The organism is Ruegeria sp. HKCCD9138 (genome assembly GCF_057220975.1).
In genome coordinates, this window is record NZ_JBWVAZ010000001.1 from 256,988 (window position 1) to 281,773 (window position 24,786).

Below are 24,786 nucleotides of genomic sequence, written 5' to 3' on the forward strand. Positions count from 1 at the left end.
ACACGCAGGACCACTCTGATGCAACGAGGCTTTGAATGCTGCCCGAACTCAAAGATCTGAAAAGTTTCCGAAATGCTCTGACATCCGCGCCCGATACCAATCAGGAGGCACATCGTGCCGCGGAAGAGCGCAATGGCCAGTTGACCAAGCCTCCGGGTGCGTTGGGGCGTCTTGAAGACCTTGCGATCTGGTATGCGGGTTGGCGCGGGGACGCCCGGCCGCAGATCACTGCGCCGCAAGTGATCGTGTTTGCCGGCAATCATGGTGTCACTGCGCAGGGCGTTTCGGCATTTCCACCGGAAGTGACCGTGCAGATGGTGATGAATTTTCAGCACGGCGGGGCTGCGATCAATCAACTCGCCAAGTCTGCAGGTGCAAAAATGGACGTGCACGCGCTGGATCTGGAGCGCCCGACGGCTGATTTCACACAAGCCCCGGCACTGAGCGAGGACGAATTGCTTTCGGCTCTGCGCACGGGTTGGAACGCGGTTGACCCGCAGGCCGATTTGCTGGTGGTTGGTGAAATGGGGATCGGCAATACGACCCCAGCCGCCGCTATCGCATGTGCCCTCTTTGGTGGCGATGCCGCCGACTGGACGGGTCGGGGAACGGGGGTCGACGATGCCGGGCTCGCCAACAAGACCCGGGTCGTAGCCGAGGGCGTGGCGCTGCACGGACAAACTGACGACGGGTTGGATATTCTGCGATGTCTTGGCGGGCGAGAGATCGCGGCCATGGCGGGGGCCATCGCGGCTGCGCGCGTATTGCGGATTCCGGTCATTCTGGATGGTTTCATCTGTTCGGCTGCCGCAGCCTGCTTGGCGCGCGTTTCAGAATCCGCGCTGGATCACGCGGTCGCCGGTCATCAAAGCGCCGAGGGGGCGCATTCCGCTTTGCTTGACAAACTGGGAAAAGAGCCTCTGCTGAGCCTAGGTCTGCGACTCGGCGAGGGCTCGGGCGGCGCGCTGGCAATAAACATCCTGAAAAGCGCAGTGGCCTGCCACTCGGGCATGGCCACCTTTGCCGAGGCCGGCGTCTCGGACGGTTAACCTGCAAGCCTGACCGGAGCTGTGCCCCTGTCAGGCCGATTTCTTGGCGTGTTCTTCAGCCATTTCGAGCAGGGCGGTTTCCAGGTCTTTCTCCAGCTGCTGCGCCCGCTCGATGTACTTCTTGTTTTCGGCGGTGGGCATGCCGGGAATCCACAGCTCGGCCAGTTCGCGGACCGACATCCGGTCATGATGATAGAATGTCTGCTCAGCCTGCGCGGCCTCGTATTCACTAAGACCGATGTTTTCCAGCACATAACGACCGGCGCGCAATGAGCCATCGAACATCTCGCGGACAATATCGTCGGCCCCGGCCTGATACAGCTCGTATACGTGGGTACGATCTTTCGCTCGGGCAACGATGTGCAGATCCGGTCGCTGGCGTCTGGCGTAGCCAACCAGACGGGTCACCTGCTTGTGGTCGTCCATTGCAGCGACCAGAACCGAGGCTTTCTCGATTCCAGCGGCGCGCAAAAGTTCGGGCCGGGTCGGGTCGCCCAGAAATCCTTTGACGCCAAACCGCCGCATGAGCTGAATCGTTTCGATGTCGTGATCCAGCACAACGGTCTTGAAACCGCTTGCCTGTACCAGCCTGTTGACGATCTGCCCAAACCGGCCGATTCCGGCGATGATGACGGGGCCCTTCTCGTCTATCTCGTCCGGCTCGATCTTTGGGCTGCTATCGCCGATGCGGCGGCTCAGGGCATCGAAAATAATGAACAGAAGCGGAGTGATCAGCATTGTCAGTGCGATGATCATCAACAGCTTTTGCGACAAGTCCGGGGGGATGACGTTCTGCTGCGTTGAAAACGCCAGCAGGACAAATCCGAATTCACCGGCCTGCGCCAGGCCAAGCGTGAACAGCCAGTGATCGCGCCCGCGCAGTTTGAACGCCCGCCCGACGATGAACAGGATAATACCCTTGGCCATAATGACCAGCAAAGCCAGGCCAATCAGATCCAGCGGATCGGCGAAGAAATAGCCGACATCGATACCGGCCCCGACAGTGATGAAAAACAGACCCAGCAACAGACCTTTGAATGGCTCCAGATCGCTCTCCATCTCATGTCGGAATTCCGAGCTGGCCAGAACAACTCCAGCGAGGAACGCGCCCAGAGCAGGGGACAGGCCCACCAGAGTCATCAGAAAGGAAATCCCGACAACGATCATCAGCGCCAGCGCGGTATACATCTCGCGCAGGTGCGTGGAATGGATGAAGCGAAACAAGGGACGTGTCAGGTATATGCCCGCAAGAACAACGAACGCGATGGCGCCGATTGTGACCAGCGTAACGGCCCATCCCGGCAATCCCTCGACCAAAGACAAGGTTTCGTGATAGTCCGCGCCATGCGCAGCGCTGGTGCCGCGATCTATCGAGCCGTCATTTTCGATATGGGCGATTGCGGGCAGGGCCAGCAAGGGTAGGAATGCCAATATCGGGATCACGGCGATATCCTGCGTCAGCAGAACCGAAAAGGTCGCCCGCCCGCCATTTGTCTGCATCAACCCTTTTTCGGACAGGGTCTGCAGTACGATTGCCGTAGAAGACAGCGACAGCGTCAGCCCAACAGCCAGAGCCACCGACCACGGATGACCCGCATAAAAGGCTACGGCTGCAATAGCCGCAGTTGACAATCCAACCTGCAAACCGCCCAGTCCCAGCAATTTGTCACGCATGTCCCACAGGGCGCGAGGCTCCAGTTCGAGGCCGATCAGAAACAGCATCATGACGACACCGAATTCCGCCACATGCTGCAGGTTTTCCGTCTCGGCCCCAACCAGCCCGAGGATCGGGCCGATGGCAATTCCGGCCGCCAGATAACCCAGCACGGACCCCAATCCCAAACGCGCCGACAAGGGTACGGCAATCACAGCCGCGGCCAGGTAAATCGAAGCCTGGTAGAGGAATTCGTTCATCTTTTTCCTTCCTGTGTGCCTATGTCGGCAGTGGCGCGTCGCGTTTCAGTTGATCCATTACGATCTGGCTTTGAACCCGTGCAACTGCAGGATGCGGCAGGATCACCTCGTGAAGCAAGCTGTTGAGCGCGGATAGGTTGTCGCAATAGACGTGCAGCAGATAATCCGCCTCTCCGGTCATCGTCCAGGCGCTGCTTATCTCGGGTCGGGCGTTGACCATGCGTGCAAAACTTGCGGATTGGTCGGGCCCGTGCGTGCCCAGATGGACCTGAATGAATCCCTGCACCTGCAACCCCAGCTTCATCGGATCCAGTCGGGCCGTATATCCGGTGATGTACCCTTCGGCCTCCAGCCTTTGGCGGCGGCGTCCGGCCTGGCTGGCCGACAGGTTCAACATCTCGCCCAATTGATGCGCCGTCAGATGTGCGTCCTTTTGCAAAGCTGACAGCAGGCGTGTGTCTGTTGCATCCAGCACGTGCGGAGATTCCTCGTGAAATAAAAGAAACATGCGGTGTTTACGCGTACTTTAGCAGTTTACACGAAAACAACGCGCAGAAACAGCATCGAATAATGCGTATTTTTGAATCAGCAAAGAAATTCCTGTTTTCCGAGGAGACGCGCCATGGGTCCATTCCCGCATAACGCCCCGAAATCCGTCATCAGCGAAGAAAACCCCGCCGGAACCGACGGGTTTGAGTTCGTGGAATTTGCCCATCCTGATCCGCAGGAGCTGCGCGACGTGTTCGCACGTATGGGGTTCGACTATGTCGGTTATCACCGCGACACGCCGTCAGTCGAACTGTGGCAGCAAGGCGATGTCACTTACATCCTGAACGCAGACCCCGAAAGCTTTGCCGCGAAATTCGTGGAGGAACATGGCCCGTGCGCTCCGTCGATGGGATGGCGCGTTGTCGATGCGCAAAAGGCTTACGAGCATGCGGTCTCAAAAGGAGCAGAGCCGTATGACGCCGCCGATAAAACCATGAACGTGCCGGCCATCAAGGGCATTGGCGGTTCGCTGATCTACTTCATTGACCAGTACCACGACACCTCGCCCTACAACGAAGAGTTCGAGTGGCTCAAACAGTCCAAGCCGCGCGGCGAGGGGTTCTATTACCTTGATCACCTGACCCACAATGTCTTCAAGGGCAACATGGACAAGTGGTTCAAGTTCTACGAGGACCTGTTCAACTTCAAGGAAATCCGCTTTTTTGACATTCAGGGCAAGTTCACCGGCCTCTATAGCCGTGCGTTGACCTCACCCTGTGGTCGCATCCGCATTCCGATCAACGAGGATCGTGGCGAGACGGGTCAGATCGTGTCGTACCTGAAGAAATACAACGGTGAAGGCATTCAGCACATCGCAGTTGGCAGCGATGACATCTACGCCTCGACTGATGCGATTGCCGAAAATGGTCTGAAGTTCATGCCGGGTCCGAACGAGACCTATTACGACATGTCCTACGAACGGGTCTCGGGGCATGACGAACCCAAGGATCGGATGATGAAACATGGCATTCTGATCGATGGAGAAGGCGTCGTGGATGGAGGGGAAACCAAGATTCTTCTGCAGATCTTCTCGAAAACGGTGATCGGCCCGATCTTCTTCGAGTTTATTCAGCGCAAGGGCGATGATGGGTTTGGCGAGGGCAATTTTCAGGCTCTTTTCGAATCCATTGAGCGTGAGCAAATCGAGTCTGGCGAAATTTCGGCCGCCTGACTTTCCGTTTTGATCGCATTACCCGGCGTGCTGAAAACAACCCAGGTCCACGCGACTTTGGCGCGCCGGTTATGCGCTTGCACCGAGTCCCGGCTGGAAAGATGCTCCAACCGCAGGCCATGAGCGTTTGCCGTTCGCAGTACGTCAGGCACCGAAACGGGAAATCCCGGTCGCGTCGGTGCGCACGGACCATGGCGCAGTGAAAGAATTAATTTTCCGCTGGTTTTGAGCGCTTTGGATACCGTTCCTAAAGCACTTTCCTGATCTTCTGGTGAAAGGTGGTGAAGGACCCCTATCGCGAGGATGGCATCGTATCGTGTGCCGTTCTGACTTGCCACCGCCAAATCGGGAAGCCGGCCATCGATCCACCTGATCTTGCAGTGTGCGTATCTTTGCCGACCCGCCTCGCGAAAGGCGGCTACCGGTTCCACCGCCGTAACGCGGCTGCCGCGTTCAGACAGCCATGCCGCGTTGGCTCCTGCACCGGCCCCGACGTCCAACACCGAGCTGCCGGAGGTCGGTAAGTGGGACGCCACCGGCGACAGTACCCTTCCAGGTTTTAACCCATTGTAGGCTGCGATGAGGTCGGGCGCAGACCGTTCGTAACCCGCGATGATCTGGTCGGCGTAATCCCTGTCAGCCACGCGGCATTTTCAGCGTGACGTTCTTGCCGCGTTTTTGATAACGCAACTCGCTGTCTCCGATGGCGATCACGTTGCCGCCGTCAATCCTGTCGCCGACCTTGAGCTTCTTGTATCGACCGCTGGGCAGGCGCACCAGCGCGCGGCGATTGGCCGGCGTTCCATATACGCCGATCAGGTTAAGTTTTCGCAGGTTGATTGCGTTGTCGATCGTGGCCTGGCGGGCAACCGACGCAGTTGAAGGGATTTTTGGCGCAACCGACTTTGGCTCGAAAGACCCTGCTTCATCCCCATTTGAAACGACGTTGGCCGTGGAGCCCAAAGGCGCGCTGCCCGAGCTGGGCTTTTGTGCGGCCCGAGCGGCAAGGCTTGCTGGTCTGGGTTTCGGACGGGGCACACGTACGACAGCAAGCGCCGTCGGGGTGTGGTCGACAACGGGTCTTTCCTCGATGGATTTCGGACGTAGTTTCGGGCGCAGCGTCGCCAACTCTTCACGCGATCGACCGCCAAGCTGGCTGCGTTCGAACAGATCCACAAGATTTTCAGGGCGGGGCCGGGGCCTGAAACCCGCCAGCCTTGGATCGGTCTCTTCGATCTCGGGTTCGCTTTCGAACCGCACCGGAGGTTCTGGGGGCTCTTTGGGCGGTGTGCCCTCGAAGACCAGAACTCCATCCGGGTTCAAGGTGCCTTCGGGGCTGGGTGTGACAAGCCCGCGTTCATCTAGATCGACAGGCTGGCCCGGAGCGCTGGGCAATGCCACCGTTTCGAAGGGAATGTCACCGTCCAGATTATCCAATGAGGGCAGCGCGACCGCATCCTGAGACAGATCCGCCCGGTCAACGGATGCAAGATACAGCTCATCCTCATCAAGCAGCACGGGCAACTGCAATGCACCGGGTGGGGCCGGTACAGTCCCTGTGAAATCGCGGAAGACGGTTTCGGCATCAGTCCCGGGACTGATCTGTTCCGGATCAACCGCAAGTGCCTCAAGAATTGCTTCATCCGTGGGCGTAAGGGCCTCGTCCTGCTTTGATGCCGGGTCAGGGTCGACTTCGGTAACGATATCTTCGACCCGTTCCGGTTCTACTTCGAGCGCTTCAAGGATGGCCGGGTCCGTTGGTGCGAGGTTTGATTCGGTGTCTGTCGCAGTATCGGGATCTGTCGAAGGTTCGGGGAGACTGGCGACCTGAGGCACGGGCGGCACCACGGCAGCAGGTTCTTGCTGAACCTGTTCAATCGGCAGGTCGCTATCCGGGTTTGACCGTATCAACGACCAGGCTCCAGCGACCATGCCGAGAACGACCGACGCTGCAATGGCAGGGATCGCAACTCGCTTCAGATCAAAAGATGTCTCATCGAGGTTTTCACCGATGGACTTTTCCACCGGGACCTGTGGCCGAAAATCCTCAGGCTCCACCTCGCCTGCAATTTGGTGAACGGGAACGGTTGGTTCTTCGGAGCCCGTGGTATCCTCGGTATCCTCGGTATCCTCGGTATCCTCGGTATCCTCGGTATCCTCGGTATCCTCGGTATCCTCGGTATCCTCGGTATCCTCGGTATCCGCAGTGTCAGGCGTTGCGTCGGCTTCAGATTGATCAGTCGTTGGGAATGAGGGGGCACGCTCTTCCTGCCGGAAGGGCAGATCGATGGACGGACCGGTCAGGGCGTCCCCGCCGGTCGTGCTGACGCAAAAGGTTCCGGGAATAAACCCGTGATCCGCCGCGAAGTCGCGCGCTTCATCCAGCGTCTGCCGGGCCACAGCCGCGACTTTCGTGACCGATCCTTCGGTGATTGTGGTGTAGGACAGTTCGTCCAGAGTATAGGGCGTAGCCTCTTCCAGCGCTTCGCGAACCTTTTGGTTCAGCTCTTCCGGGCTCAACCCCTCTGACTCGACGGTCAAAATCCGCACTTGGTCCGACGGGATGATCAACTTGCAGTTCAGATCATTTTCAATTGCGAATCCCTGATCGCGCAGCGCCTGAATCTGGTCATTCAGGTCCGGCGCATCCAGTGGCACAGATCCGATGCTGTACCAGTCGCCATCGGACTGGTGGTGCAAGGAAATCCCGTTTTCGGAAAAAGACAGCGCGAAGGCAGGTTTCATAATTCGTTGGAACCACAATTGTCAGTTTCAATGCAAACACCTTGGCATCCGCCCGGCGAGATTAGAGCAGGAACCCGCCGAGGGAAAGGAAAAGGCAAATTCTCCCCTTGCCCGGCAAAGCCCTGCCACCCCATGTATAAGGAAAGGCAAAAGGAGAGATCATCTTGAAGACACTTGCTTTTTTAGCCGCGATGACCGCTGCCGTTGCGGCGATGCCCGCCCATGCGGAAGAACGTCGCATCACCGTCAGCGGTACGGGCACGGCGCTGTCCGAGCCGGACATGGCCACCATCACGCTGGGCGTGACGAAACAGAACAAAGAGGCCTCGGCGGCGATGCAAGCGACGTCGGATGCGGTTGCGCAGGTTCTGAGCCGCCTGAACGAGTTGGGCCTTGAGGCGCGCGACATCCAGACCCGTGATCTGTCGTTGTCGCCGGTTTGGTCCGGCCGCAACAGCTCGGACGGAAGCGCGCCAGAAATCACCGGGTTTGTCGCCTCGAACCGTGTGTTTGTCCGGGTGCGCGATTTGGATAGTCTGGGGCAGATCATGGATGCTGTCATCCGTGACGGCGCAAATGACTTCGGCGGTCTGAGCTTCTCGGTTCAGGATTCAAAACCGCTGGAAGCCAAGGCCCGCGCGGATGCCGTCGCGGACGCCCGTGCCAAGGCCGAGCAACTTGCGCAAGCCGCCGGGGTTACTCTGGGGTCGGTCGTCTCGATAACGGATCAGAACGGTGGCATTCGACCCGTCGCGCAAATGCGCGAAATGGCCATGGCCGACGCTGGTGGCATTCCCGTGGCTGGTGGCGAGATTTCCGTATCGGTGAATATTTCGATGGTGTTCGAAATCTCTGAATGACGTTACTCGCGGGCTCGCAGCGGGTTTAGCTGCTGGCCCGATTCATCGAAATTCTCCGGCAATAGCCAGGCTTCGAACGCATCGCGGATGCGGGGCCATTCGCTGTCGATGATCGAGAACCAAGCCGTATCGCGGTTGCGGCCTTTGTAGTGGGTAGCCTGACGGAAAACACCTTCAAGGGTAAAGCCCAACCGCTCGGCCGCGCTGCGCGAGGGTGCATTCAATGCGTCGCACTTCCATTCGTATCGGCGATAACCCAATTCGTCGAAGACACGCCGCATCATCAGATACATGGTTTCGGTGGATTGCGGTTTGCGCTGCAGCAAGGGCGAGAAATGGATATGGCCCACTTCAATCGCCCCTGCTGCCGGTGCGATCCGAAGGTATGAGGCCATGCCGACCGGGGTTCCTATGGAATCCAGAACGGTGTGAAACATGGGATCGGCGTCCATGCAATTGGCTTGCACCCAGTTGACGAATTCTCTTTCATTTGCAAACGGCCCATAGGGCAGATAGGTCCAGTTGCGACCGTCTACGTCTTTGGCAAACGCCCGGTACAAGCCGGGCGCATGTCGGTTCACATCCAGCGGCACGACCGAGCAGAAACGACCCTGCATCGGCGTATAGGGCGGTGTCGGACGTGGAAAGACGTCAGGTACCGCAAAGCCGATGGGTTGCCCCAAATCGTTGATATCGTGCCACGAGGTCATGCGTCACGCGCTGGCCTTGGACAGGGCCTGATCCAGGTCGGCGATCAGATCGTCCGCGTCCTCGATGCCGATGGACAGGCGCACCACGTTGGGGCTGGCGCCGGCGGCCTCTTGCTGTTCCGGCGTCAACTGCCGGTGCGTGGTCGAAGCCGAATGGATAATCAGCGAGCGGGCATCGCCCAGGTTCGCGACATGGCTGAAGATTTCCAGCGCGTTGACCAGCTTGATACAAGCGTCATAGCCACCTTTGACGGCAAAGGTGAACAAAGCACCTGCACCGCGAGGATAGTGGTTTTTCACGCGGTCGTAGTAAGGCGACGAGGGCAGGCCCGCATAAGTGACGTATTCCACGCGATCGTCAGCTTCCAGCCAGGCCGCGATTTTCTGAGCGTTTTCCACATGCCGCTCCATCCGCAGGCTCAGCGTTTCAATGCCAAGCAATGTATAGTGCGCCGCCTGGGGGTTCATTGTCATGCCCAAATCCCTCAGGCCAACAGCGATGCTGTGGAAGGTAAAGGCCAGCGGGCCGAAGGTTTCGTGGAATTTCAACCCGTGATAGGCCGGCTCCGGTTCGCTGAGCGAGGGGAACTTTTCGTTTGCCGACCAGTCGAACTTGCCCGAATCAACGATACAGCCGCCGGTAACGGTGCCGTTGCCAGTCAGATATTTGGTGGTCGAATGCACGACCAAGGTGGCACCGTGCTCGATCGGGCGGCACAGGTATGGTGTGGCCGAGGTGTTGTCGACGATCAGCGGAACACCGGCCTCATCCGCCACATCTGCCAGCGCGCGGATGTCCGTGACGTAGCCACCGGGATTGGCGATGGATTCGCAGAACACCGCCCGGGTGTTTTCGCCGATGGCTGCTTTCACAGCGTCCAGATCGTCGGTGTCCACGAACTTTGCCGACCAGCCGAACCGTTTGATGGTCTGGCTGAACTGCGTGACCGTGCCGCCATAAAGGCGCGTTGAGGCGATCACGTTGCAGCCCGGCCCCATCAGCGGGAACAGTGCCATGATCTGGGCAGCATGACCCGACGAGCAGCAGACAGCGCCCACGCCGCCTTCCAGCGTCGCTATGCGCTCCTGCAGCACGGCGACGGTGGGGTTGGTCAGGCGGGAATAGATGAACCCCACCTCTTGCAGGTTGAACAGGGCCGCCGCGTGGTCGGCATCGCGAAACACATAAGCCGTGGTCTGGTAGATCGGTGTCTGACGGGCCCCGGTCGCGGGGTCGGGACGGGCCCCGGCGTGAATTTGCAGCGTGTCGAAACCGTAAGTAGGGCCGTCAGACATATTGATAATCTCCTGTTGGAATGTGTGTTGTTGAATCTCTAGGCCATTGGCGAACGTCACACAACGCTGCGTTTACCGCTGCCACAGGCCCTTTGACTTGATCGCCTTGCGGATTGCCTGCTCACGCTGGGGCAGGTTGTTCTGGTCGAACATCGCGCGGATCTTGGCGCCTTTGCCCTGAATGACGAGTTTCTTGATCGGGTCATAGGTTCGCAGTACTTTCTTGATCTTGTTCGGTGCTGCGACCGTTTCCAGCACTTCGATCACATGATCGCTTTCACGCGCGTAGAGCAGAGGGAACAGGCGATAGTGGCAGCTGATTGATCCGTCCAGCAGCCCATCGGGCAATGCATCGCGCCCACCTCCGAACGAATGGATGACCAGAGGCAGCGCCGCTTGATCCAGCCACGGGTCCAGGTTTTGTCCCGTCAACTCGGGGATTTCCTCATCCCGGATGGAGCGGGCGAAGTCCAGAAAGCGTTCGCCAAACCGGCGTGGGCATTTGTAGAAGAAATAGCCTGCGTTGAAGTACAAGTAACGCCGCCAGTAGTTCAGCGGTTGTGATGTGTCCTTCGAGCTTTCGAAATCCAGTCCAAACCGTTCATACATGGCCCGCCAGATGCCTTCATAACCCGGACCGTAAAGTGTGGGCTTGGGCCATGTGCCATCCACTTTCAGCGACGCGCTGGGGCGGTCATAATCAAACGGTACGTCCGTTAATTCGCCGGTGATCAGCGTGTCGCTGTCAAAGAAAACGAACGGCTCTCCCTCGGGCAGGGCTGACAGGGCTTCGATCTTGTTGCCCTGCGGATAGCTGTCGCCAAAAACCTTCGACTCGAACGGGACGATTTCAGCCCCCAGATGATCCAGAGCCTTCAGGACGTCCGCGTTTCGGATGCTGGGGTCTTGCTGCCAAAGGGGGCCGGGTTGCGGCACGGCCACCAGCAAACGGCCGGAAAACTGCGGCGAGGTGTAGCGCAGCGAAGCGGCAAACAGCACGGCTTCGAATTGCAGACGATTGTTTTGCCCGATGATGGCAACGTTGAATTTCGGGGACTTGGCCTGCATTCACGTGCTTTCTTGTTGAATATGTGGGTCGGGTCACTGCTGATCCGGAATTACAATAATGGGCATGGGTCGTCAAAACACGATCCGCGCCGAGGTTTGAAAATTCTGAATGACAAACCATGTACACAGGAGTGCTAGGTCAGGAGAACGCATATGCGGGTCAACGCAGATTTCACTAAACGAGTGGCCGTTCACTTCAACGATACCGAATGGGTCGCATCCCCCGCTGCCGGGGTCGAACGCAAGATGCTGGACAGGATCGGAGCGGAGGTGGCCCGCGCCACAACCATTGTCCGCTTTGCCCCCGGAAGCGCCTTTGATGCCCACACGCATGATGGCGGAGAAGAGTATCTGGTTCTCGAAGGTGTCTTTCAGGACGAAACCGGCGATTTTCCGGTTGGCAGCTACGTTCGCAATCCGCCGACCTCGTCACACACACCCTCGGCCAGTGACGGCGCAACCATTTTAGTGAAGCTACACCAGTTTGACCCGGCGGATCGGACAGAAGTGCGCCGCTCGATCAATGGCAAGGGCGACGTACACCTGTTTCAGGACGATCATGAGCAGGTTCAGGTTCAAGAATGGTCCGCGGGCGAGATCATCGAACTGGATGCAGCCAAAGGAATGGAAGTTTTCGTGATCAAGGGCAGCTTTTCGGAAAAGAGCGAGGAATTTTCGGCCTGGGACTGGCTGCGCCTGCCTCCGGGAACGCGGTCTGAAGCGACCGCTGGAGCGGATGGCGCCCGTGTCTGGATCAAATCCGGGCATCTTGATGGGATGCTCTGACCCAGGGATCGCCGTTTTTCAGTGCGTTTCTGCGAAAATCCGGGCCGAATTGCCCGGATTTTATATTTTTTGACCATTTGGCAAATTTTACCAATTGATAAAAAATCAGAATGTGGCAAGCTGGTGCCATAACAAACATATCTACAGGGAGTAGAGTGATGGCACAGGGCCAGATGGCACCCGGTATCGTCTCCGGGCGGCTTTCCAGCGATGAGCTGACCTCGAATTTTTCCGATCTGCATCCTCCTCTGGCCCCGCATGAGGCGGCCGTGGCGGCGGATCGCTGCTATTTCTGCTATGACGCGCCATGCGTGACGGCCTGTCCGACGGATATCGATATTCCGTTGTTCATTCGTCAGATTCAGGCCGGGCAACCGCAGGCGGCAGGGCGCACGATCCTAGAGCAGAACATTCTGGGCGGGATGTGCGCCCGGGTCTGCCCGACGGAAACCCTCTGCGAAGAAGCCTGCGTGCGCGAGGCCGCCGAAGGAAAGCCGGTCGAAATTGGTCGCTTGCAGCGCTACTCGACCGACACGGTCATGGCCTCCGGCGAACATCCGTTCGAACGGGAAACCCCCAGCGGCAAGACAGTTGCCGTCATCGGGGCAGGGCCGGCCGGGCTCGCTTGTGCTCACCGCCTGGCCATGCTGGGCCATGACGTGGTGATCCATGAATCCAAACCCAAGGCAGGCGGTCTCAACGAATATGGAATCGCGGCGTACAAATCGACCAACGACTTCGCACAGGCCGAGGTGGACTGGCTGCTGAAAATCGGTGGTATCGCGATCGAGACCGGGTCTGTCTTGGGCGAGACAATCTCGCTGGATGGTTTGTTGGAAAACTATGACGCCGTGTTCCTTTCGATTGGACTGGCAGGGGTCAATGCACTGCGGGTTGGGGGCATGGAAAAGGATGGCGTGCGCCCGGCGGTCGACTTCATTTCGGATGTGCGGCAGGCCAGCGACTTGGCAGATCTGCCCGTGGGTCGAAACGTGGTGGTGATCGGTGGTGGTATGACCGCAATAGATGCGGCCGTGAAATCCAAACTGCTGGGCGCCGAACACGTCACCATCGCCTATCGCCGAGGGCGCGATGCCATGGGTGCCAGCCGGTATGAACAGGATCTGGCAACGTCACACGGTGTTCGCATCATCTGTAACGTGCAGCCGGTGGCAGTTCACGGCAACGGGGCGGCGGCAGAGATCGAACTGGAATACACGACGAGCCAGGGCGGTAAACTGACTGGAACCGGTGAAACGGTCCGCGTACCCGCAGATCAGGTTCTGAAGGCGATCGGTCAGACGCTGGAAGGTGCGCCAGAAGGATTGGCGTTGGACGGTAACAAGATCGCTGTCGATGGCACCGGCAGGACGTCATTGGCTGGCGTCTGGGCCGGAGGGGACTGCGCCGCGGGTGGGGAAGACCTGACCGTGACGGCCGTGGCCGAAGGGAGAGATGCGGCGATGGACATCCACGCAACGCTCGTTTCGTGATAGGGTGGGGCATTCACCCCATCCCATTCGCTGCTGAGGTATTCTCATGTCCCAGATCGAACAAGCTGTCGCCCAACACTATACCACTGGTGCTCTGACCGAACGCGTGCGCGAAGCGCTTAAGGCAAGCGGGATTGATCCTGACGCGGCCACGGTCGCCGACCTCAAGGCCGGTGACGAATTCCATACTGGCGGCGTTCTGGCAACGGACAACCTGTTTGCGCAGCTTTCGCCGACGCACGCGACCCGCGTTCTGGATGTTGGATGCGGCATTGGCGGTACATCGCGCTATATTGTGGATCGGTATGACTCGACGGTGATCGGAGTCGACCTGACGCCGGAGTTCATCGAAACCGCCACTGCGCTGAGCGACCTGGTCGGGCATTCAGAAAAGGCCAGCTTTCATGTGGGCAGCGCGCTGGACATGCCTGTGCCGGATGCAGGGTTTGACCTGGCGGTCATGCTGCATGTCGGGATGAACATCGAAGACAAGGCCGGGCTTTTTGCCGAGGTCTCGCGGGCGCTGTCCACGGGCGGTACCTTTGCCTTGTTCGATGTCATGAGCGGAGAAGTGGACGAGCCGCTGGCTTTCCCACTTCCCTGGTCCACCGTGTCAGAGACGTCGTTCGTTCACGCGCCCGAAGTCTACAAAAACGCAGCGACAGCAGCGGGTCTTGAACTGGTGGCTGAGACCGACCGCACCGAATTTGCAATACAGTTCTTCGAGGAAGTCTTTGCAAAGATTGCCGAAACCGGTCCGGCCCCGTTGGGCATCCACCTGATGATGGGCGAAACAGCGCCCGAGAAGTTCCAAAACTACGTCACAAACCTCAGGGCCGGGCGCATTCGTCCGACCGAAATGATATTCAAGAAAACCGGCTGAGCCGGGAAGGGAGAAGCCATGGCCGATCTGACGACAAACTTTCTGGGTATTTCCAGCCCCAACCCCTACTGGCTGGCCTCTGCGCCGCCGACCGACAAGGAATACAACGTCCGCCGCGCATTTGAGGCCGGTTGGGGCGGCGTCGTGTGGAAAACGCTGGGGGCCGAGGGGCCTCCGGTCGTGAACGTCAACGGTCCGCGCTATGGCGCGATTTACGGGGCTGATCGTCGACTGCTGGGCCTCAACAACATCGAACTGATCACGGATCGTCCGCTTGAGGTGAACCTTGAGGAGATGGCGCGGGTCAAGGCGGATTACCCGGATCGCGCGCTGATCGCTTCGATCATGGTGCCGTGTGAGGAAGAGGCATGGAAAGCAATCCTGCCGCGCGTCGCCGAAACCGGCGCGGATGGGATCGAACTGAACTTCGGCTGTCCGCACGGGATGAGCGAGCGCGGCATGGGCTCGGCCGTGGGTCAGGTGCCGGAATATATCGAGATGGTCACCCGCTGGTGCAAGAAATACTATGACCGCCCGGTCATCGTGAAGCTGACGCCGAATATCACCGATATCCGCAAGCCTGCCACAGCTGCCAAGAATGGTGGGGCGGATGCAGTGTCGCTGATCAACACGATCAACTCGATCACCAGCGTCGATCTGGACACGTTCAGCCCCGAACCTTCCATTGATGGCAAGGGCAGCCACGGCGGCTATTGCGGCCCGGCAGTCAAGCCGATTGCCCTATCGATGGTGTCCGAGATCGCGCGTGACCCGGAAACCCACGGCCTGCCAATCTCGGGCATTGGCGGTGTCACGACGTGGCGGGATGCGGCCGAGTTTATCGCGCTGGGTTGCGGCACCGTGCAGGTCTGCACCGCAGCGATGACCTATGGTTTCAAGATCATCGACGAGCTGACGGCGGGGCTGTCGGAATGGATGGATGAAAAGGGATATTCCAGCATCGATGACGTCATCGGGCGCGCCGTGCCCAATGTCACTGACTGGCAGTATCTGAACCTGAACTACGTGGCCAAGGCCAAAATCGATCAGGATCAATGCATCAAATGCGGTCGTTGCTACGCAGCCTGCGAAGACACCAGCCATCAGGCGATTTCAGTTTCTCCCGACCGCGTATTCGAGGTGAAAGACGAAGAATGCGTGGCCTGCAACCTCTGCGTCGATGTCTGCCCTGTTGAAGGCTGCATCTCGATGGTTCCGATGACTGCGGGAGAGGTTGACCCGCGTACGGGTGAGGTGGTGCAACCGCACTATGCCAACTGGACGACCCATCCAAACAACCCGATGGCTAAAGCTGCGGAATAGTTAGCGCCTGCAATGGCTTATGACGGGAAGTGAATGAGGGCTGTGCGGCAGCCCTTTTTCATGGTGTCAGCAGTTTTCGATACATCGTGTCGATGAACGGCTCGGCGCCTTCAAAGGGATCTTCGTCACCTAGGATCGCCCGTACCTGTACGTCAAAATCGGCGTAATGCTGGGTCAGCGCCCAGATCGAAAAGATCAGGTGATAGGGATGCACTCGCGCGATCTTCCCTTGGTCAATCCAGCGGGTAAGTATCCTGGTTTTTTCATCCACCAGACGTTTCAGATCATTCGACAGAGCATCATGAATGCGAGGCGCCCCCTGAACCAGTTCATTGGCGAACAGGCGGCTTTCTCGCGGTAATTCGCGGCTCATCTGAAGTTTGCGATGAATATACGACAGAATCTCCTGAAGAGGGTCGCCGTCTTCATCCAGATCATGCAGTGGGGCCAGCCAAGTCTCCAGCAAGCCAGAGAGCAGGGCAGTGTGAATCGCCTCTTTCGACGGGAAATAATACAGTAGGTTTGGTTTGCTCAGCCCCGCTTCGGCCGCGATCTGATCTACGGTCGCTCCGCGAAACCCATGCGCTGAAAACACGTTCAGCGCAGCTTCGAGAATCGCGGCGCGGTTCTTTTTTTGAATTCTCGTCGGTGCGCGGTCTTTGGGCATGTTTCCTGGTCGTCTCTTTTTCCGCCAAGCGGGCATCAAATATGCCGAATTTTACGGCGGCGCCATGCAATTTCTTGACTGATGTCGAACCCGTGATAGCGTGAGTTTGACCAGATGGTCAAATCAAGACACCAAAAGCGAGCCAAATCGCAAGCAACAGGGATAAGACAATGGCAGCTCCAGCTCAGAATCTCAGGATAAATGGCGACAGGCTATGGGACAGTCTGATGGAGATGGCCAAGATCGGCCCCGGTGTCGCGGGCGGGAATAATCGACAGACCCTAACGGATGAAGATGGCGAAGGGCGCGCTTTGTTTCAGAAATGGTGCGAAGATGCCGGCTGTACCATGGGCCTTGATCAGATGGGGAACATGTTCGCGCGGCGAGAGGGGACCGATCCCGAGGCACTACCGGTTTATGTCGGATCGCACCTCGACACCCAGCCCACCGGAGGGAAATACGACGGCGTTTTGGGGGTATTGGGCGGGTTGGAGATTATTCGGACGCTCAACGACCTGGGCATCAAAACGAAGCATCCGATCGTGGCGACGAACTGGACCAATGAAGAGGGCACGCGCTATGCCCCGGCCATGTTGTCGTCGGGTGTTTTTGCCGGTGTTCACACGCAGGACTGGGCTTATGAACGTGAGGATGCAGAGGGCAAGAAGTTCGGAGACGAACTCAAGCGCATCGGCTGGCGCGGAGACGAGGAAGTCGGCGCGCGCAAGATGCACGCGTTCTTCGAGCTGCATATCGAACAGGGACCAATTCTGGAGGCCGAAGGAAAGGATATCGGTGTCGTTACACATGGCCAGGGCCTGAGCTGGACGCAGATCACGATAACCGGCAAGGATGCCCACACCGGTTCGACCCCGATGCCAATGCGCAAGAATACCGGCCTGGCGATGGCCCGCGTGCTGGAAAAGGTCGACGAGATCGCCTGGTCCCATGCCCCCCATGCGGTTGGCGCGGCCGGGCATATCGATGTTTATCCCAACTCGCGCAACGTGATACCGGGCAAAGCCGTGTTCACGGTGGATTTCCGTTCGCCCGAACTGCAGGTGATCAAGGACATGGAAAACCGCCTGCGTGTGGCGGCCGAGGATATTGTCGAAGACATGGGGCTGGAGATCGAATTCGAAAAAGTCGGCGGCTTTGACCCGGTGAAATTTGACGAAAACTGCGTGGCGGCCGTGCGGGATGCCGCCGAGCGGCTGGGTTATTCGCATACCAATATCATCTCGGGCGCCGGTCATGACGCCTGCTGGATCAACCGCGTGGCACCAACGGCGATGGTGATGTGTCCTTGCGTCGACGGGCTGAGTCATAACGAAGCCGAAGAAATCAGCAAAGACTGGGCCACAGCAGGTGCTGACGTTCTGTTTCACGCTGTCGTTGAGACGGCAGAGATCGTCGAATAGGGGGCGCTGCCCCCGTCGCCCGGAGGGCGACTCCCCCGGGATATTTTTGGCCAGATGAAGCAAGCGGCGCAGACCGCATCAGGGAGTTTAAAATGAGTACTGTGATCAAGAACGGAACCATCGTTACCGCCGATCTGACTTACAAGGCGGACGTGAAGGTCGAAGAGGGAGTCATTTCCGAGATCGGACCCAATCTGAAGGGCGATAAGGAGTTGGATGCCACCGGATGTTATGTGATGCCGGGTGGGATCGATCCGCATACGCATCTGGAAATGCCGTTCATGGGGACCTATTCCAGCGATGATTTCGAAAGCGGCACGCGAGCGGCGTTGGCAGGCGGCACCACGATGGTGGTCGATTTCGCGCTGCCCAATCCCGGTGAAAGCCTGCTGGATGCGCTCAAGCGTTGGGACAACAAATCTACCCGCGCGAACTGCGACTATTCTTTCCACATGGCGGTCACATGGTGGGGGGAACAGGTCTTTGACGACATCAAGACGGTGATCGAACAGCGCGGTATCAATACGTTCAAGCACTTCATGGCCTACAAGGGCGCCTTGATGGTCAATGATGACGAGTTGTTTGCATCCTTCAAGCGATTGGCCGAGCTGGGTGGTATCGCCATGGTGCACGCCGAAAACGGCGATGTGGTCGCCGAGCTTCAGGCCAAGCTGATGGCGGAAGGCAATACCGGCCCCGAGGCGCATGCCTATTCCCGCCCGCCGCAGGTCGAGGGTGAGGCCACCAACCGCGCCATCATGATCGCGGACATGGCCGGTGTACCGCTCTACGTCGTGCATACCTCCTGCGAGGAGGCGCACGAAGCGATCCGCCGTGCCAAGATGCTGGGCAAACGAGTGTGGGGCGAACCGCTGATCCAGCATCTGACGCTGGATGAAAGCGAATATTTCCACCATGACTGGGATCATGCCGCGCGTCGGGTCATGAGCCCGCCTTTCCGCAACAAGCAACATCAGGATAGTCTTTGGGCAGGTCTGCAATCCGGATCCTTGAGCGTTGTCGCCACCGACCACTGCGCCTTTACGACCGAGCAGAAGCGCTATGGCGTGGGCGATTTTACCAAAATTCCGAACGGGACGGGCGGCCTTGAAGACCGTATGCCGATGCTTTGGACACATGGCGTCGGTACAGGACGTCTGACGCCGAACGAATTTGTCGCGGTTACATCAACAAACATTGCCAAGATATTGAATTGCTATCCAAAAAAAGGTGCGGTTCTTGTCGGTTCCGATGCCGACCTTGTGGTTTGGGATCCTGAGAAGACCAAGACGATCAGTGCGGACACGCAGCAATCCTCGATCGATTACAACGTCTTCGAAGGCAAAGAGGTCAAGGGACTGCCGCGCTTTACACTGACACGCGGTCAGGTTGCCGTGCATGACGGTGAGATCCGTACTCAGGAAGGCCATGGTGAATTTGTTGCGCGCGAGCCGAACAGCCACGTCAACAAAGCACTGAGCACCTGGAAAGAGCTTACCGCGCCCCGGCCGGTGGAGCGATCAGGCATTCCGGCGACGGGCGTTTGAATTGTTGGGACCGCTGGACTGGCGGCCCGAATACCACTCTTTTCAAGGCAATGGAATGAACACTGAAAGTACCACCCAGCCTGTAATCGAGGCAAGGAAGCTGGACCTGACCTTCCAGACCAATGACGGGCCAATCCATGCGCTCAAGGACGTCAACCTGACCATCGACAAGGGTGATTTCGTCAGCTTCATCGGACCGTCGGGCTGTGGCAAGACGACGTTCCTGCGCTGCGTCGCGGCCCTTGAAACACCGACAGGGGGTACATTGACCGTCAACGGTATGACGCCGGATGAGGCTCGACGGAACCGGGCCTACGGGTATGTATTTCAGGCGGCTGGCCTCTATCCTTGGCGCACCATTGCCAAAAACATCAAGCTTCCGCTTGAGATCATGGGCTACTCGTCAGCGGAGCAGAATGAGAGGGTTAGGAACGTTCTGGAACTGGTTGATCTGGAAGGATTCGGCGGTAAGTTTCCCTGGCAGCTTTCCGGCGGGATGCAGCAACGGGCCAGCATTGCGCGGGCTTTGGCGTTCGATGCGGATATTCTGCTGATGGACGAACCCTTTGGAGCATTGGATGAAATCGTACGCGATCACCTTAATGAGCAGCTACTGGCGTTGTGGGCGCGAACGGAAAAGACCATCGGTTTTGTGACGCATTCGATCCCCGAGGCGGTGTATCTCAGCACCAAGATCGTGGTGATGAGCCCGCGTCCGGGACGGATCACCGATGTGATCGACAGCCCTCTTCCGAAGGAGAGGCCGTTGGATATTCGCGACACGCCGGAATTCATAGAGGTTGCCCATCGCGTGCGCGAAGGCCTGCGGGCGGGGCATTCCTATGATGACTGACGGAACAGTGAAACCGGGGGTGCCATGAAGAACCTTGTGCCAATACTCGCGGTGCTCGCTGCGATCGTCGGGCTGTGGTACGCGGCAGTGGCGCCGATGAATATCCGCATCGCTTTGGATCAGGCCGAGAGGTCCGGAGAAACTGTTACGCCTGACACGTCGCGCGCGCGACGCGAACATTCGGTTTGGTACTTGATGGCGACCAATTCGGCGCAGATTTCACGGGGCTACGCGCTGGATCGTCCGCGTCTGCCGACTCCGGTGCAGGTGGGGCAGGAGTTGTGGAAAACAACCGGCGAGATGGTCGCCAAGGGTCGGGCATTTTCCAAGCGGTCCTTGATCTATCACGCGGGCATAACGCTTCAATCCACCCTGTGGGGTTTCCTTCTGGGGACAACGCTTGGCATTCTGGCCGCCGTCGCAATCGTCTATTCCCGCGTGGCGGACATGAGCCTCATGCCCTGGGCGATCATCAGCCAAACGGTCCCAATCGTTGCCCTGGCACCGATGATCATCGTGGTCAGTTCTCAGGTGGGTATCGAAGGGCGCGGAGTGCCAAAAGCCATCATTTCAGCTTACCTGTGTTACTTTCCCGTCCTTGTCGGGATGGTCAAAGGGTTGCGGTCACCATCGCCGCCGCAGTTGGATTTGCTGAAAACCTACAGCGCGTCGGGCGCTCAGGGGTTTTTCAAGCTGCGTCTGCCGTCGTCGGTGCCCTACCTGTTCACTTCGTTGAAGGTTGGTATTGCGGCCGCGCTGGTTGGTGCCATCGTTGGCGAGTTGCCGACCGGTGCGGTCTCGGGTCTTGGGGCCCGGATACTGATCGGCGATCAGTTCGGTACGCCTCTTGCGATTTGGGCGGCGTTGCTGGCGGCGGCTATTCTGGCCGGGTTGCTTGTCACTTTGCTGGACCTCCTGCAGCGTCTGGCGCTGCGTCGGATGGGGATGAACACATGACCTGGCTTTCGTTTTCTTTGCTGTTCTGGGGGCTGGCCTGGTGGGCCAATTACCGGGTCGCCATATCAAAATACCGATCGACCCGGGGGGCACGGGTTCTTGTTCCGGTGCTGTTCGGCGTGACCCTGCTGGTACTGTGGGAAGGGTTGGTGCGCGGGCTCGACGTGTCGCCCGTCATCTTGCCGCCGCCCTCCGACGTGGCGGACGAGTTCATCAGGTCCTCTCACATCCTTTGGGAGGATTTCAAGCAAACCGTATTCAAAGGCGCGCTGACAGGGTTTGCCATCGGATGTACAACTGCATTTGCTTGTTCGATTGCCATAGACCGGTCGTCTTTTTTGACCCGAGGCCTGCTGCCCATCGGGAACTTTGCCGCCGCCCTTCCCATCGTCGGCATCGCACCAATTCTGGTGAGCTGGTTTGGTTTCGACTGGCATTCCAAGGCTGCGGTTGTCGTGGTGATGGTGTTTTTCCCTATATTGGTCAATACTGTGCAGGGCCTGCGTGAGGCAGACGCCATGCAGCGTGATCTGATGCGGACATATGCTGCCGGTTATTGGCAAACCCTGCTGAAACTGCGCTTGCCGGCCGCGATGCCATTTGTCTTCAATGGGCTGAAGATCGCGACGACGCTGGCTTTGATCGGGGCTATCGTGGCCGAGTACTTTGGCTCTCCGACGCGCGGGATGGGTTTTCGCATCTCCACCGGTGTCGGCAGTCTGGAAATTGATCTGGTCTGGGCTGAAATCACCGTGGCGGCGCTGGCCGGGACAGTGTTCTACGGACTTGTCGCGGCCATCGAAAAGACGGTGACATTCTGGCATCCGTCGCAGCGTGGATAAGAAAAGGAAATTCAACAGACCCCGGTAACGGGGCACAACAAGCAACTAGGAGAAATGAAGATGAACAAGCTACTCAGCGGGGCGGTTGCCGCCTTTAGCCTGGCAGCCAGCGCGGCGCTGGCAGCGGACGAGGTGACACTGCAATTGAAATGGGTCACTCAAGCGCAGTTCGCAGGCTATTACGTGGCCAAGGATAAGGGATTCTATGAAGAAGAAGGGCTGGACGTCACCATTCTGCCGGGCGGTCCAGATATCGCGCCGACACAGGTGATAGCTGGCGGTGGCGCTGACGTGACCGTGGAATGGATGCCAGCCGCGCTGGCGGCGCGCGAAAAGGGCCTGCCGCTGGTCAATATCGCGCAACCGTTCAAAAGCTCGGGCATGATGCTGACCTGCTGGAAAGACGCCGGTATTTCCACTCCCGAAGACCTCAAGAACCGTACCTTGGGGGTCTGGTTCTTCGGCAACGAATTCCCGTTCATGAGCTGGATGAGTCAACTTGGCATCGACACAGGCGGCAAGAGCGATAACGGCGTCGAAGTCCTGAAGCAGGGCTTTAACGTAGATCCTCTGCTGCAACGTCAAGCCGATTGCATCAGTACCATGACCTACAACGAATACTGGCAGGTCATTGACGCGGGCGTCAGCCCGGACGAACTTGTCACCTTCAAATACGAAGACCAGGGCGTCGCGACGCTGGAGGACGGTCTTTATGTTCTGGAAGAAAACCTGGGCGATGCCGCCTTTGTCGACAAGATGGAGCGATTTGTCCGCGCCTCGATGAAGGGCTGGAAATACGCCGAGGAGCATCCGGATGAGGCGGCCGACATCGTTCTTGAAAACGACGCAACCGGCGCCCAGACCGAAGAGCACCAGAAACGCATGATGGGTGAAATTGCCAAGCTGACGGCCGGTTCAAACGGCGCGCTTGATCCTGCGGATTTCGAACGTACGGTCGAGACATTGCTGGCAGGCGGCTCTGACCCTGTTATTACCAAGCAGCCCGACGGCGCCTGGACTCATCAGATTACGGATGCTGCGCTGAACTGATAGCGACCCCAGTAGGACCAGGGAACGCGGCCCCGAATGTGGGCCGCGTTTCTCATTTCAGATGTCGGAAATGTTCCTGTACTTGGTGTGGAAACAGGTTAGTATTATTCTGAAATTTATGGCATTTCACGCAGAATGCTTTGTCAACGGTAGAAAATGCAGGGATTTGCAACTGAATTCAGCTCGGCATTGACTCTGATCCTGAATGGCGACTCAGAGCTGTGGGCAATTGTGCTGCTGTCACTGGAAGTTTCCATCTTTGCAGTCCTGATTTCGGCCTTGATCGGGATGCCTGTTGGCGCTGCCTTGGCGGTTTCCCGGTTTCCGGGGCGGCGGGTCTTGATCGTTTTGATGAACGCCTTGATGGGGTTCCCTCCGGTGGTTGTCGGCCTGCTGGTCTATTTGATGCTGTCGCGCTCGGGCCCGCTGGGTGTGCTGGAACTGCTTTACACTCCGACCGCCATGATTATCGCTCAGGTGGTTTTGGTCACTCCGATCATTGCTGCTCTGACTCGGCAGGTGGTCGAGTTGCTCGCCGAGGAGTACGCCGAACAGTTGCGGTCTTTGGGCGTGTCCCGTCTGGCCTCGGTTCCGGTCCTGCTGTGGGATGCCCGTCTGGCGCTGGTGACTGCGTTGTTGGCCGGTTTTGGGCGCGCGATCGCAGAGGTCGGCGCGGTGATCATCGTTGGCGGGAATATCAACCACGTCACACGTGTGATGACGACGACGATTGCACTGGAAACGTCCAAGGGCAATCTGGCACTGGCGCTTGCGCTGGGGGCCATCCTGATTGGCATTGCCATAGCCGTGAACGCATTGGTCAGCAGCTTGAGCCTGCGTGCCGAGCAAGAGGGGTTGCGTCATGCGTGATCTGGTAACCGGCATTTCTGACGGGCTTGAGGTTCAGGGATTGCGCATCGCGCGTAAGGGCAAGATTTTGCTGGATGTCCCTCGGCTGATGCTGGATGGACCCGGTCCGACATTGATCCTAGGTCCAAACGGGTCAGGCAAGAGCCTTTTGCTGCGGTGCCTGCACGGCCTGATTTCGCCGGGTCGTGGAAAAGTGCTGCAGAACGGCACGCCGTTAAACGCGGATCACAAGGCGCGACAGGCCATGGTGTTTCAGAGCCCGGTGTTGTTGCGTCGGTCGGTCGCTGCAAATCTGGATTTTGTTCTGAAGCGTCGGGGGCTGTCTCGCGCGGAACGAAAACTGAAAATTGCCGACTCATTGTTCGAAGGCGGGCTGGACGACAAAGCGCGTCAGGCCGCGAGATCGTTGTCAGGGGGCGAGGCGCAACGGCTGGCTATTCTGCGCGCGCTGGCAACCGGGCCCGAGACGCTGTTCTTGGACGAGCCAACCAGTGCACTGGACCCTGGTGCGACGCAAAAGATCGAAGACATGATCCTGCGGGCTTCCGAGCGTGGTGTGCGGGTTGTGATGGTGACGCATGACATCGGGCAAGCCCGCCGATTGGCGGACGATGTGGTGATGATGCAAGGTGGGCAAGTGGTCGAACACGGCGCGGCCCGACAGGTGCTGGAGAAGCCGTCAAGCCCGGCGGCACGCCGATATCTGGCTGGCGGGTTGGTCACGTAATTCAA

The 24,786-nt window shown here is 58.4% G+C and carries 23 protein-coding genes; 15 read left to right on the top strand and 8 right to left on the bottom strand.

From position 1 onward, the window contains the following. Positions 1 to 35 precede the first annotated feature (35 nt). Positions 36 to 1,049, top strand: coding sequence for a nicotinate-nucleotide--dimethylbenzimidazole phosphoribosyltransferase (cobT, locus tag AC2TEL_RS01340; protein ID WP_480839101.1), 1,014 nt, complete (start codon positions 36 to 38; stop codon positions 1,047 to 1,049). A 30-nt stretch (positions 1,050 to 1,079) separates the two neighbouring features. Here the strand turns inward: cobT and AC2TEL_RS01345 are convergent, their stop codons facing one another. Together AC2TEL_RS01345 and AC2TEL_RS01350 are read right to left on the bottom strand one after the other, a co-directional pair. Next, positions 1,080 to 2,963 carry a monovalent cation:proton antiporter-2 (CPA2) family protein gene (locus AC2TEL_RS01345; protein ID WP_480839103.1) on the bottom strand — a complete coding sequence of 628 codons (1,884 nt, stop codon included), beginning with the start codon at positions 2,961 to 2,963 and terminating at the stop codon, positions 1,080 to 1,082. Positions 2,964 to 2,982: 19 nt separating this feature from the next. Beyond that, the gene (locus AC2TEL_RS01350; protein ID WP_480840206.1) at positions 2,983 to 3,438 is read right to left on the bottom strand and encodes an Lrp/AsnC family transcriptional regulator; all 456 of its coding nucleotides are present in this window, start codon (positions 3,436 to 3,438) and stop codon (positions 2,983 to 2,985) included. Between the two features lie 147 nt (positions 3,439 to 3,585). On the opposite strand from AC2TEL_RS01350, the gene hppD reads away from it, so the two are divergent. Next, positions 3,586 to 4,683, top strand: coding sequence for a 4-hydroxyphenylpyruvate dioxygenase (gene hppD / locus AC2TEL_RS01355; RefSeq protein ID WP_480901500.1), 1,098 nt, complete (start codon positions 3,586 to 3,588; stop codon positions 4,681 to 4,683). Here the strand turns inward: hppD and AC2TEL_RS01360 are convergent. Continuing rightward, on the bottom strand, positions 4,620 to 5,327 hold the full coding sequence (locus AC2TEL_RS01360) for a class I SAM-dependent methyltransferase (protein WP_480901502.1): 708 nt from the start codon (positions 5,325 to 5,327) through the stop codon (positions 4,620 to 4,622). The two genes, hppD and AC2TEL_RS01360, sit on opposite strands and share 64 nt — an antisense overlap. Further along, on the bottom strand, positions 5,320 to 7,428 hold the full coding sequence (locus tag AC2TEL_RS01365; protein ID WP_480901503.1) for a hypothetical protein: 2,109 nt from the start codon (positions 7,426 to 7,428) through the stop codon (positions 5,320 to 5,322). Before AC2TEL_RS01365 ends, AC2TEL_RS01360 begins: the two co-directional genes overlap by 8 nt. A 164-nt stretch (positions 7,429 to 7,592) precedes the next feature. Between AC2TEL_RS01365 and AC2TEL_RS01370 the strand changes: the two genes are divergently transcribed. Further along, positions 7,593 to 8,288 carry an SIMPL domain-containing protein gene (locus AC2TEL_RS01370; RefSeq protein ID WP_480901505.1) on the top strand — a complete coding sequence of 232 codons (696 nt, stop codon included), beginning with the start codon at positions 7,593 to 7,595 and terminating at the stop codon, positions 8,286 to 8,288. Positions 8,289 to 8,290: 2 nt separating this feature from the next. On the opposite strand, the gene AC2TEL_RS01375 is transcribed toward AC2TEL_RS01370, so the two are convergent. The 3 genes from AC2TEL_RS01375 to AC2TEL_RS01385 form a co-directional block, all read right to left on the bottom strand. Beyond that, positions 8,291 to 8,998 (bottom strand): GNAT family N-acetyltransferase, encoded by a 708-nt coding sequence (locus tag AC2TEL_RS01375; protein WP_480901506.1) that lies wholly within the window; start codon positions 8,996 to 8,998, stop codon positions 8,291 to 8,293. 3 nt (positions 8,999 to 9,001) lie between these two features. After that, positions 9,002 to 10,294 carry an O-acetylhomoserine aminocarboxypropyltransferase/cysteine synthase family protein gene (locus AC2TEL_RS01380; protein WP_480901508.1) on the bottom strand — a complete coding sequence of 431 codons (1,293 nt, stop codon included), beginning with the start codon at positions 10,292 to 10,294 and terminating at the stop codon, positions 9,002 to 9,004. Between the two features lie 72 nt (positions 10,295 to 10,366). Continuing rightward, positions 10,367 to 11,362 carry a hypothetical protein gene (locus AC2TEL_RS01385; RefSeq protein WP_480901509.1) on the bottom strand — a complete coding sequence of 332 codons (996 nt, stop codon included), beginning with the start codon at positions 11,360 to 11,362 and terminating at the stop codon, positions 10,367 to 10,369. Positions 11,363 to 11,515: 153 nt separating this feature from the next. Here AC2TEL_RS01385 and AC2TEL_RS01390 point away from each other — a divergent pair, with 153 nt between their 5' ends. The 4 genes from AC2TEL_RS01390 to preA all read left to right on the top strand — a co-directional run bounded on the left by AC2TEL_RS01390 (position 11,516) and on the right by preA (position 15,847). Next, entirely contained in the window at positions 11,516 to 12,148 is a 633-nt protein-coding gene (locus tag AC2TEL_RS01390; protein WP_480901510.1) for a cupin domain-containing protein, read from the top strand. 158 nt (positions 12,149 to 12,306) lie between these two features. Then, complete coding sequence (locus tag AC2TEL_RS01395; protein ID WP_480901511.1) at positions 12,307 to 13,641, top strand: NAD(P)-dependent oxidoreductase; 1,335 nt, start codon at positions 12,307 to 12,309, stop codon at positions 13,639 to 13,641. A gap of 46 nt (positions 13,642 to 13,687) precedes the next feature. After that, on the top strand, positions 13,688 to 14,524 hold the full coding sequence (locus AC2TEL_RS01400) for a methyltransferase domain-containing protein (RefSeq protein ID WP_480901513.1): 837 nt from the start codon (positions 13,688 to 13,690) through the stop codon (positions 14,522 to 14,524). Between the two features lie 18 nt (positions 14,525 to 14,542). Continuing rightward, positions 14,543 to 15,847, top strand: a complete 1,305-nt coding sequence (gene preA, locus AC2TEL_RS01405) for an NAD-dependent dihydropyrimidine dehydrogenase subunit PreA (protein ID WP_480901514.1) — start codon at positions 14,543 to 14,545, stop codon at positions 15,845 to 15,847. 58 nt (positions 15,848 to 15,905) lie between these two features. On the opposite strand, the gene AC2TEL_RS01410 is transcribed toward preA, so the two are convergent. Then, entirely contained in the window at positions 15,906 to 16,514 is a 609-nt protein-coding gene (locus tag AC2TEL_RS01410) for a TetR family transcriptional regulator C-terminal domain-containing protein (protein WP_480901516.1), read from the bottom strand. A gap of 170 nt (positions 16,515 to 16,684) precedes the next feature. On the opposite strand from AC2TEL_RS01410, the gene AC2TEL_RS01415 reads away from it, so the two are divergent. From AC2TEL_RS01415 to AC2TEL_RS01450, 8 genes are all read left to right on the top strand, one after another. Further along, complete coding sequence (locus AC2TEL_RS01415) at positions 16,685 to 17,935, top strand: Zn-dependent hydrolase (protein WP_480901517.1); 1,251 nt, start codon at positions 16,685 to 16,687, stop codon at positions 17,933 to 17,935. A 92-nt stretch (positions 17,936 to 18,027) separates the two neighbouring features. Further along, positions 18,028 to 19,482: a dihydropyrimidinase gene (gene hydA, locus AC2TEL_RS01420; RefSeq protein ID WP_480839129.1), complete on the top strand. Its 1,455-nt coding sequence runs from the start codon at positions 18,028 to 18,030 to the stop codon at positions 19,480 to 19,482. 55 nt (positions 19,483 to 19,537) lie between these two features. Then, positions 19,538 to 20,335, top strand: coding sequence for an ABC transporter ATP-binding protein (locus tag AC2TEL_RS01425; protein WP_480861878.1), 798 nt, complete (start codon positions 19,538 to 19,540; stop codon positions 20,333 to 20,335). A 24-nt stretch (positions 20,336 to 20,359) separates the two neighbouring features. Next, complete coding sequence (locus tag AC2TEL_RS01430; RefSeq protein ID WP_480839133.1) at positions 20,360 to 21,292, top strand: ABC transporter permease; 933 nt, start codon at positions 20,360 to 20,362, stop codon at positions 21,290 to 21,292. Further along, positions 21,289 to 22,134: an ABC transporter permease gene (locus AC2TEL_RS01435; protein ID WP_480901519.1), complete on the top strand. Its 846-nt coding sequence runs from the start codon at positions 21,289 to 21,291 to the stop codon at positions 22,132 to 22,134. Before AC2TEL_RS01430 ends, AC2TEL_RS01435 begins: the two co-directional genes overlap by 4 nt. 60 nt (positions 22,135 to 22,194) lie before the next feature. Then, positions 22,195 to 23,184, top strand: a complete 990-nt coding sequence (locus AC2TEL_RS01440; RefSeq protein WP_480839137.1) for an ABC transporter substrate-binding protein — start codon at positions 22,195 to 22,197, stop codon at positions 23,182 to 23,184. 156 nt (positions 23,185 to 23,340) lie between these two features. After that, entirely contained in the window at positions 23,341 to 24,054 is a 714-nt protein-coding gene (locus AC2TEL_RS01445; RefSeq protein ID WP_480839139.1) for an ABC transporter permease, read from the top strand. Next, positions 24,047 to 24,781: an ATP-binding cassette domain-containing protein gene (locus AC2TEL_RS01450; protein ID WP_480839141.1), complete on the top strand. Its 735-nt coding sequence runs from the start codon at positions 24,047 to 24,049 to the stop codon at positions 24,779 to 24,781. The genes AC2TEL_RS01445 and AC2TEL_RS01450 overlap by 8 nt, the downstream gene beginning before the upstream one ends. Positions 24,782 to 24,786 lie beyond the last annotated feature (5 nt).